Here is an 8888-nt window from a genome sequence, read left to right on the forward strand (position 1 = left end):
GGGCCTTCTCTCACCGGGCATACTCACCGTGTTCAAGAGGGCGCTGACTGGTTACCAAGCTAACCCGCATAGAGTACTTTAGCGCACCACCTGCTGTGAATCGGCACATCACATTATTCCTTCGGTCCGGCGCTGTTTCACCGGTCTCACTCCGCCGTTTCAGTTGAACACTGTCACAACTGAAACGCTTCAGCCGAGCATAAACCAAAGTTTTACCAAAAGGAACAGGTGCGGCAGCCTGCCTGACAACGGAACGACACTTTGCGAGAATAAGATGATCTGGCGCACACTTTTTCATAGCCAATCCTTGGTCGTGCGCCAGATATTTTGACAATAATGAGGCTCGAAGCCTTAAATTTTAGGAAAAATCCACAGGTGCTCGGCTGGCAGGGAGAGCCGACACAGGGTTTGACCACGCACTTCGGTGCCATAAGCGCGTACCACAAAATCCTCGGCTACGGTACGGAACAGGTATTCCCAACGATCGCCGAGATACATGCTGGTCAGCAACGGCAACTCAAGTTGATTGCCCTGCGGATCATCCCCCAGCCGCACGCGCTCTACACGGATCACCGCCGTGGCTTCTTCGCCGACTTTTACCCCTGCGCCCGCCATGCCCCACAGCGTCCAGTCTTTGCCTTCGATACGCGCTTTACCCTCACTCACCTCGGTTATCTTGCCGTGCAGACGGTTATTACTGCCCATAAACTCGGCGGTAAACAGGGTCGACGGCGAACCGTACATTTCCTGCGGCGTGCCCTGTTGTTCGATTTTTCCGTTGTTGAGCAACAAGATGCGATCGGAGATCGCCATCGCCTCGTTCTGATCGTGAGTCACCATCAGTGCCGAAAGCCCCAGCTTGATAATCAGCTCACGCAGGAACACCCGCGCCTCTTCACGCAGCTTGGCGTCGAGGTTCGACAAGGGCTCATCCAGCAGGATCACCGGCGGGTTGTACACCAGCGCCCGGCCAATCGCCACACGCTGCTGCTGGCCACCGGACAACTGATGCGGATGACGCTTGCCCAAATGCCCCAGCCCAAGCTGGTCCAGCACTCCCTGTACCCGCTGATTGATTTCCGCCGAGGCGACCTTGCGTAATTTCAGCGGGTAGGCGACGTTTTCAAACACGGTTTTATGCGGCCACAGGGCGTAAGACTGAAACACCAGCCCCAGATTGCGCTCTTCCGCCGGAATTTCGCTACGCGCGCTGCCGTCGTAAACGGTATTGCTGCCGATGATAATGCGGCCCTGGGTCGGTTTCTCCAGCCCGGCGACCGCACGGAGCAGCGTGGTTTTACCGCTGCCCGACGGTCCCAACAGCGAAACCACCTCGCCGCGCTTTAAGTCCATCGAGACGCCCTTCAACACCGGGTTGTCGCCGTAGGTCAAATGCAGGTTTTCTACCGAAAGTTCAATCATGTAATTTCACTCCAAAGCGCAGGGCGATACCCAGACCCAACACCACCAGCAGGATGTTAATAAACGAGAGCGCGGCAACGATATCAATGGCGCCCGCCGCCCACAGGGAAACCAGCATCGAGCCTATGGTTTCGGTACCCGGAGACAACAGATACACCCCGGTGGAATACTCACGTTCAAAAATCAGGAACATCAGCAGCCACGAGCCAATCAGGCCGTAACGCGACAGCGGAATGGTGACGTGACGGGTGATCTGTCCCCGGGTCGCGCCAGCGCTGCGCGCCGCCTCTTCCAGCTCAGGGCCCACCTGCAGCAGCGTCGAAGAAATCAGCCGCAGGCCATAGGCCATCCACACCACGGTGTACGCCAGCCAGACGCTGAAGATAGTGCTGCGCAAAGACCGCAACCAGACGATCAGGTTCTCCCGCAGCCACTCGGCCACCGGCAACGCCGACAACCAGCCCTCTTTCAATGATTTATCCAGCCACATCGGCAGGAACAGGAACACCCACAGGAACGCCAGCCCCGCCAGCAGGCCCGGCACCGCACGCGGCACCAGTACGCTGTAATCGAGGAATCGGGTAACACCATCGGGTTTACGGTGCATGGCAATGCCGATAAACAGGTAGCAAACCACCGCCAGCGCGCCGCCGAACACCCCAATCGCCATCGAGTTGACGATTGCCCGCAGCAGGTTCGGCTGCTGCCAGATGGTGCGGAAGGTATTGAGCGACAGCTCATCCCAGATTGAAACGCCCACGCCCCAGTTGGAGATAAATGCGCGCAGCACTACCCCTACCAGCGGTACGCCGATGGTCACCGTCAGCCAGAACACCACTACCGCACCGGCAACCCAACGCCATTTACCCAGCGGCAGCGCCCGCGCCTGCGACGCCTTGCCCTTGACGGTGACGAAGCGGTTAGCGGTGCGCATCAGACGGCGCTGTAACATCACCAGCGGTATGGTGATGCAAATCAGCACCACCGCCACCGCCGCCATCAGATGGTAGGACGGCGTGCCCAGCTTATTGGTCAGTTGATACAGGTAGGTCGCCAGCACCAGGTTGCCTTCCGGATCGCCCAGCACCAACATCAGGCCAAACACTTCCAGCCCGAGGAAAAACAGCAGTACTCCGGCGTACAAAATCGACGGTCGCACCATCGGCAAACTGACCGCGGTCATCACCTGCAAAGGCGAAGCCCCCGCCGTTCGTGCAGCCTCTTCCACGTCAGAACCGACGCTGCGCAAGGCCGAGGAAATATAAAGATAGGCGTGCGGTACGTGCGTCAACCCGGCGATCACCACGATGCTGGCCATCGAGTAGATATTCCACGGAACAAAGCCGAACAGCGCTTCCGCCCACAGCGAAAAGAAGCCGACCGGCCCGGCGGCCACCACGTAGCCAAAGCCCAGAACCATCGGCGAGACAAAGATCGGCACCAGGATCAGCGGCTCAATAAAACGCCGGCCCGGCAAATCGGTCCTGACCATCAAAAAGGCCAGAATCCCCCCTAGCGGAATGGCGATCACCACCAGGCCGAAAGCCAGAATAAACCCGCTTTTCAGCGCCTTGTAAAAGTCCGGATCGGTGAAAATAAACTGGAATGCCTCCAGGCTGAAGACCTTGGAGGGGGAGAAAAAGGGAGCGGAGAGGAAACTTTGAATCACGATAAACGACAACGGTACATAGATAACCAGTGCGGTTATCAGCACCACCAAGCCGCGCGGCAGGTTCTGCCACTTTCTGCGCCATGCTTCCATAATATATCCCGATGGTTGTAAACGACGACGACCAAAGGGCGCGCGCCACAATGGCAGACGCGCGTCCGTATCCTGTTATACCCAAAATAATTGGCGCTGCATCAAGGCGGCAAGAGCGCTTATCCCGATGAGCTTACTTCAGTAAGTGATTCGGGTAAGTGAGTGCCGCCAACACAGAGGCAGCGCCAAGTATGACGGGTATATTATTTTGCTGCGGCGGTACGCCACTGCTTGATGTAATCCAGGCGTTTGGTCGGTTGCAGATACTCCAGCAGGCTTTCATCTACCGGGATCGGTTTCAACGCATTGCCAAGCATTTTGGTCATGCCTTCAATGTCGTTTTTGCCTTCAATATCATTGCGAATCGAAGGAATGTCGGCCTGGTTGGCAAGAATGCTCTGACCTTTTTCCGACAGCACATAGTTAAGCCACAGTTTTGCCGCATTGGCGTTGGCCGCCTCTTTGCTGATAAAGGACACGCGCGACAGCACCAGGGTGTAATCCTTCGGATAAGAGATACCCAGCGAAGGATCGGTTTTGGCACGGGCCTCGGCGTAGGAACCCAGGATGTTGAACCCAATCAGGTTCTCACCGGATGACACCCTTTCCATCATGGTACCGGTGGAGGATTGCACCGCCAGACCGCCTTTGGCGACCTCAGCCAGCGTGGCGAAATAGTTAGGATCGGCCTTGAAGTCCTGCACCGACAGCATGAAGCCCAACCCTGACTTTTCAATGTCATAGGTGGTGACTTTCTTTTTGAACTTGTCGGTCTGGCTGGCAATTAGCTTGGCCAGCGCGGCGTGAGAGTCCGGTACATCACCCTGCGGGATCAACCGTTTGTTATAGATGAAGACCACCGGTTCGTAGGTGGTACCGTAGGCTTTATCTTTCCATACCGCCCACTTGGGCAGTTGGCCCTGTTCCGGCGAAGCGTATTCCTGTGCATAGTCGGTCGCCAGTTTCAGCGCGGTATCCATCGACGAGCTCCACACCACGTCGCCGCTGGTGCCTCCCGCCGCCTGTTCGCTGATATACCGGTTGTACAGCTCGGTGCTGTTCATGTCGTTGTATTCGACTTTAACGCCAGGATACAACGCCTCGAACCCCTGGATCAGCGGCCCGGCGGCCTTGGTATCCGTGGTGGAGTACACCACCACCTTGCCCTCTTTCTTCGCGCCATCCACAATTTTTTGATAGTCGGCTGGATAGCCTGTCGGGAATTCAGCGTAAGCAGGCACCGCGCCCAGTACAGCCATCGCCACTACCGACGCGCCGATTCTTGTCAACATAATCAACTCCTGGTTACATTTAAGAAACTAAAAATTAACATATAGTTAATAAGTGTTCTTAAGCAACGCCGTTGATTTTTTATCTTTTGGTTTTGTGAGGTTGGACGTTTTTCAGTCAAAAAAATCCATGGTCATCCCCGGTTTTAAACCAAGGACGAAATAACCGGTGTTATTGCATCAGTTTGGAACGCCGCAGCAGGCGGATCTTCTGTACGATAGCCACGCCGAGCAATGTCAGGCAAAAACCCGCCAGTTGCACCAACGACAGCGCTTCGCCAAACAGGAAATAAGCCTGCAATGCGGCAGCCGGCGGCACCAGCAGCATCAGCGCGGTAATGCGCGTCAGATCGCCATGCCGCACCATCCAGATAAACAACGCGGTACCGCCCAGCGACAATATCCCGGCCGACCACAGCAGCGAGAACCACAGCGTTGGCGAATTATCCCATTCTCCTGATCCCATCACCGCCGCCAAAACGCCGGTGACCAACGCCGCGCCAAGATGCTGGATAGCCCCCGCGGCCCGGAGATCCGCCGCCGCCAGCGAAGACTTCTGCACCATGATGCCAATCGTCAGCGCAACGATGCTGCCAAAACCCAGCAGGATGGGCAGCAGCGCCATGTTACCGACGTCGATGCCGGTCAGCCGCGGTGACAGCACCAACGCCACGCCGATAAAACCGAGCGCCAGCCCCGTCCAGGAACGCAGGCCTATCGGCTTGCGCAACACCAAAGCAAAAATCAGCGCCGTGAACAGCGGTTGCAGGCCGCCGATCAATGACATGACGCCGGCCGCCAGGCCGTTCGCCACCGCCCACCAACTGGCGGCGAGATAAACGCCGTTCATCAGCATGCCGGTAAGCAGGTGCATGATGAACTGCCGCCCTTTAGGCCAGGCGCAGTTGGCGGCCAGCAGGGCAAAAACCGCGGCGGCGATCAGGAAGCGAAAGGTCAGAAAGAGATTGGGATCGGCATGATCCGCCACCGCGCGGGCGGCTATAAACCCGGTCGACCAGATCAGTATCAGGAAAAACGGCGCAATAATGGATTTGCGCCGATAGAAGCTTTCCTTGCCGGTAATTACCATAAAAATACCTAAATAATGCTGTTGGTGGTTCACTACAAAGCATACTAACTAATTTAACATTGCCTTAACAGGGCTTATTGCAGAAAGTTTTGGCGAAAAGCATAGCCAAGATAATCATAATAAAAATAGGAAAAAATATAATTAACATGGCTTATAATTCATTTTAACTCATTACACCAATGTAAATTTATTGTTACTCCACGGGTGGTTAATTTCTATTCTCCACCACCGTTCGCAAGTTGTCGACTTTTCCTCCCTTTGCTAGCCTTCTGGTGGTCTCTCATTTATCAGGCGAATGACCATGGCCGAATTAACCGATTTTATGAAGCTGGATATGCGCATCGGCGAAATCATCTCTGTCGAATATAACGATAAGGCATTAAAGCCGGCGTATAAGTTGCAGATCGATTTTGGCGAAGAGATCGGCGTGAAAAACAGCTCAGCACAGTTATGTGAAAACTATAAAGAAGATGAACTGCTTGGCCAGAAAGTTATTTCCGTAGTTAATTTTCCCGCCAAACGGGTCGCCGGATTTAAATCCGAAGTATTGGTACTTGCTGCAGTCACCAGGGATAAAGGAACCGTCTTGCTGAAACCCGATTTCGACGTTGAGATCGGCAGCAAGGTTTTATAACTGTCAGTTTATCCTAATCCAAGAGGCAATAGAGCAATGCAACAGCTATCTCAGCTTGACGCTATAAAGAAGGAATACCAGGAAAAGCGCTCTGTGTTTATTCCCGGTGATACCATGAAGGACATTTTATTGACTCTTGGCGCTCAGCCCGAAGACTTTACCAAACTGACGCAGGTCAGCAATAACCTGGCGGACGATCCCACGCTGCCCTTTCGCAAATCGAGAAACGGCCGCTTCTGCTTTAACTTTGATAATGACCGCATAGAGAGACTGGAATTCCAGCCTTTTGTGCTGTCGGTCGAGGAAGACTTTATCCGCCATGATTCGGGGCAAATTCGCCACTTCCGCGGCATCAACGACGACCTGCAATTAAACACGGTATTCCAAGCGATAATGCGCTTTAAGGCCTACATTATCGATGGCGTCAGCGTAGCCCCGCGCGCCAGGCTGAATCAGGACATCAATAAATTTGTCTGTACCGTTTTCAACCTGCGCACCCTCACAACCCCGCAGATACTCGGTGAGCCGGCTCTGGAAGGTGTGCACAGCGATGGCGTCGATCACACCATGACCACCTTCCTGGGCAGCGAGAATATGACCGCTGACAGCGCCAAAACGTTTATCCATGACATGCAGGAAACCAGCGGGATCAAATATCATCAGGCGAACAAGACGCTGATTCTCGGTGAAATACAGCATAAGACATTCCTTGATACCTTGCTGGTCGTCGATCATGAAAGGAAGCACAGCCTGTCACCGGTGGTCGCGCAGGATAAAGCCAAAGACTCGACCAGGGACATGCTGATTTTCTTCACCCGAAAACCGGTTGAGGATGGTCATGTCTCGTTTAAATATGACTCTTTCAACCCGCACACCGAAATACCGCTTTCCATAGACATGCTTGCCAAAGCCGGCTAACGCCCTTTGTTATTTCAACCGGTTGCCGTTTATTCCCTGCTGCCCGGCAACCGGTTTATTTCCAGCTTTGAGCTGATTCATCGCAGCGTAACTCAGGCTTTTCTCGGCAAAATATCATATCCTGCATGCCGAAATTTTTATGGGTGCCCGTTTGCCCATCGCGCCTGCCCTTGAGTTTATCGGCGCCAGGTTGTTTTTATCGTACACAGGCAACGCAATACCGTTATGACAACACGCTTATCTCCCAAAGACATCATCGCCCTGGGCTTTATGACCTTCGCCCTGTTTGTCGGCGCCGGCAATATCATTTTCCCGCCAATGGTGGGCCTGCAGTCCGGTGAACATCTGTGGCTGGCCGCCGCAGGCTTTATCGTCACCGCCGTCGTCCTGCCGGTGATCGCGGTGATTGCGCTGGCGCGTGTCGGCGGCAGCATCAGCCTGTTGACCGCACCAATCGGCCGCAGGGCCGGCCTGCTGCTGGCTACCCTCTGCTATCTGGCGCTCGGCCCGCTGTTCGCCACACCGCGCACCGCCAACGTTTCTTTCGCTTTGGGCATCGCGCCTTTTACCGGCGACGGCGCCCTGCAGCAGTTTATCTACAGCCTACTGTTCTTCACGCTGGCAATGATTATCTCGCTGTACCCCGGGCGGCTACTGGATAACGTCGGCCATATTCTGGCACCGCTGAAGATCCTCGCACTGGCCGCACTGGGCGTCGCCGCGTTGATTTGGCCCGCCGGCGCGCCCATCCTCGCCAGCGGCAGCTATCAGGACGCGGCGTTTTCCACCGGTTTTGTGCAGGGATATCTGACGATGGACACGCTGTCGGCGCTGATGTTCGGCTCGATTATCGTTACCGCCGCACGGTCGCGCGGCGTCAACGATCGGGGGTTATTGATGCGCTACACTCTGTGGGCCAGCCTGATTGCCGGCATCGGCCTGACACTGGTTTATATCTGCATGTTCAAGCTGGGTGCCGGCAGCGGCGGCCTGGTTGCCGACGGGCAAGACGGCGCGGCAATCCTGCATGCCTATGTACAGCACACCTTCGGCAATTTGGGCAGCGTCTTTATGGCCATCCTGATGTTCATCGCCTGTCTGGTGACTGCGGTGGGCATGACCTGCGCCTGCGCTGATTTCTTCTCCCGCTATCTGCCGCTGTCTTACCGTTCACTGGTGGTCCTCCTCGCTGCGTTCGCCATGCTGGTGTCCAATCTCGGGCTGGCCAATCTGATCCGCGTATCGATTCCGGTGCTGACGGCCATCTATCCTCCGTGCATCGCCCTGGTATTGCTCAGCTTTAGCCAGAGCCGTTGGCGCAGCGCCAACCGCGTGTTCACACCGGTGATCGCCACCAGTCTGCTGCTTGGCCTCGCCGATGGAATAAAGGCCTCCAGCTTCAGCGGCCTGCTGCCGGCCTGGTTCGATCAACTGCCGTTGGCGGATCAGGGATTGGTTTGGTTGCAGCCGACGCTGTTAGTGCTGTTGCTGGCGGCGGTTTACGATCGGTTGCGCGCACCGCGCCGCGCCGGGACGATGGCCTGAAATAAAAAAACCGGTCAATGACCGGTTTTTTTATCAGCTTGCGAAGGACCGCTTATTTCAGCAGTGCCTGCGCCTTGGCCACCACGTTGTCCACGGTGAAGCCAAACTCTTTGAACAACTGCTCCGCCGGGGCTGACTCGCCGAAGCTGGTCATGCCCACGATGGCGCCGTTCAGACCCACATACTTGTACCAGTAGTCCGCAATACCCGCTTCCACGGCCACACGGG

8 protein-coding genes are annotated in these 8888 nt (G+C 55.6%); 3 read left to right on the forward strand and 5 right to left on the reverse strand.

Going from position 1 to position 8888, the window contains the following annotated elements; genetic code table 11:
* Nucleotides 1-351: 351 nt before the first annotated feature.
* From F8R23_RS21015 to F8R23_RS21030, 4 genes are all read right to left on the reverse strand, one after another.
* A complete protein-coding gene (locus F8R23_RS21015; RefSeq protein WP_112347322.1) occupies nucleotides 352-1422 on the reverse strand; it encodes an ABC transporter ATP-binding protein in 1071 nt (356 codons plus the stop codon).
* On the reverse strand, nucleotides 1415-3184 hold the full coding sequence (locus tag F8R23_RS21020; RefSeq protein ID WP_129937017.1) for an ABC transporter permease: 1770 nt from the start codon (nucleotides 3182-3184) through the stop codon (nucleotides 1415-1417). Before F8R23_RS21020 ends, F8R23_RS21015 begins: the two co-directional genes overlap by 8 nt.
* A gap of 203 nt (nucleotides 3185-3387) precedes the next feature.
* Nucleotides 3388-4443 carry an ABC transporter substrate-binding protein gene (locus F8R23_RS21025; protein ID WP_390900952.1) on the reverse strand — a complete coding sequence of 352 codons (1056 nt, stop codon included), beginning with the start codon at nucleotides 4441-4443 and terminating at the stop codon, nucleotides 3388-3390.
* 202 nt (nucleotides 4444-4645) lie between these two features.
* On the reverse strand, nucleotides 4646-5563 hold the full coding sequence (locus F8R23_RS21030) for a DMT family transporter (protein WP_129937817.1): 918 nt from the start codon (nucleotides 5561-5563) through the stop codon (nucleotides 4646-4648).
* 301 nt (nucleotides 5564-5864) lie between these two features.
* Here F8R23_RS21030 and F8R23_RS21035 point away from each other — a divergent pair, with 301 nt between their 5' ends.
* The 3 genes from F8R23_RS21035 to brnQ all read left to right on the forward strand — a co-directional run bounded on the left by F8R23_RS21035 (nucleotide 5865) and on the right by brnQ (nucleotide 8660).
* Entirely contained in the window at nucleotides 5865-6197 is a 333-nt protein-coding gene (locus F8R23_RS21035; protein ID WP_129937816.1) for a tRNA-binding protein, read from the forward strand.
* Between the two features lie 36 nt (nucleotides 6198-6233).
* Nucleotides 6234-7115 carry a 2OG-Fe dioxygenase family protein gene (locus F8R23_RS21040; RefSeq protein WP_012146654.1) on the forward strand — a complete coding sequence of 294 codons (882 nt, stop codon included), beginning with the start codon at nucleotides 6234-6236 and terminating at the stop codon, nucleotides 7113-7115.
* Nucleotides 7116-7340: 225 nt separating this feature from the next.
* Nucleotides 7341-8660, forward strand: a complete 1320-nt coding sequence (brnQ, locus tag F8R23_RS21045; RefSeq protein WP_129937815.1) for a branched-chain amino acid transport system II carrier protein — start codon at nucleotides 7341-7343, stop codon at nucleotides 8658-8660.
* A 52-nt stretch (nucleotides 8661-8712) separates the two neighbouring features.
* Here the strand turns inward: brnQ and F8R23_RS21050 are convergent.
* Nucleotides 8713-8888 (reverse strand): transketolase-like TK C-terminal-containing protein (locus F8R23_RS21050; RefSeq protein ID WP_425326474.1); only part of this gene is annotated, 176 nt, incomplete at its 5' end.

Origin of the sequence: Serratia proteamaculans, from assembly GCF_008830365.1 — a bacterium.
GTDB classification, from domain to species: Bacteria; Pseudomonadota; Gammaproteobacteria; order Enterobacterales; family Enterobacteriaceae; genus Serratia; species Serratia proteamaculans.

Excerpts from the sequence above, each read along its gene's own strand:
- F8R23_RS21015 (WP_112347322.1), bottom strand. The coding sequence starts at position 1,422 with ATGATTGAACTTTCGGTAGAAAACCTGCATTTGACCTACGGCGACAAC.
- F8R23_RS21020 (WP_129937017.1), bottom strand. The coding sequence starts at position 3,184 with ATGGAAGCATGGCGCAGAAAGTGGCAGAACCTGCCGCGCGGCTTGGTG.
- F8R23_RS21025 (WP_390900952.1), bottom strand. The coding sequence starts at position 4,443 with ATGGCTGTACTGGGCGCGGTGCCTGCTTACGCTGAATTCCCGACAGGC.
- F8R23_RS21030 (WP_129937817.1), bottom strand. The coding sequence starts at position 5,563 with ATGGTAATTACCGGCAAGGAAAGCTTCTATCGGCGCAAATCCATTATT.
- F8R23_RS21035 (WP_129937816.1), top strand. The coding sequence starts at position 5,865 with ATGGCCGAATTAACCGATTTTATGAAGCTGGATATGCGCATCGGCGAA.
- F8R23_RS21040 (WP_012146654.1), top strand. The coding sequence starts at position 6,234 with ATGCAACAGCTATCTCAGCTTGACGCTATAAAGAAGGAATACCAGGAA.
- brnQ (WP_129937815.1), top strand. The coding sequence starts at position 7,341 with ATGACAACACGCTTATCTCCCAAAGACATCATCGCCCTGGGCTTTATG.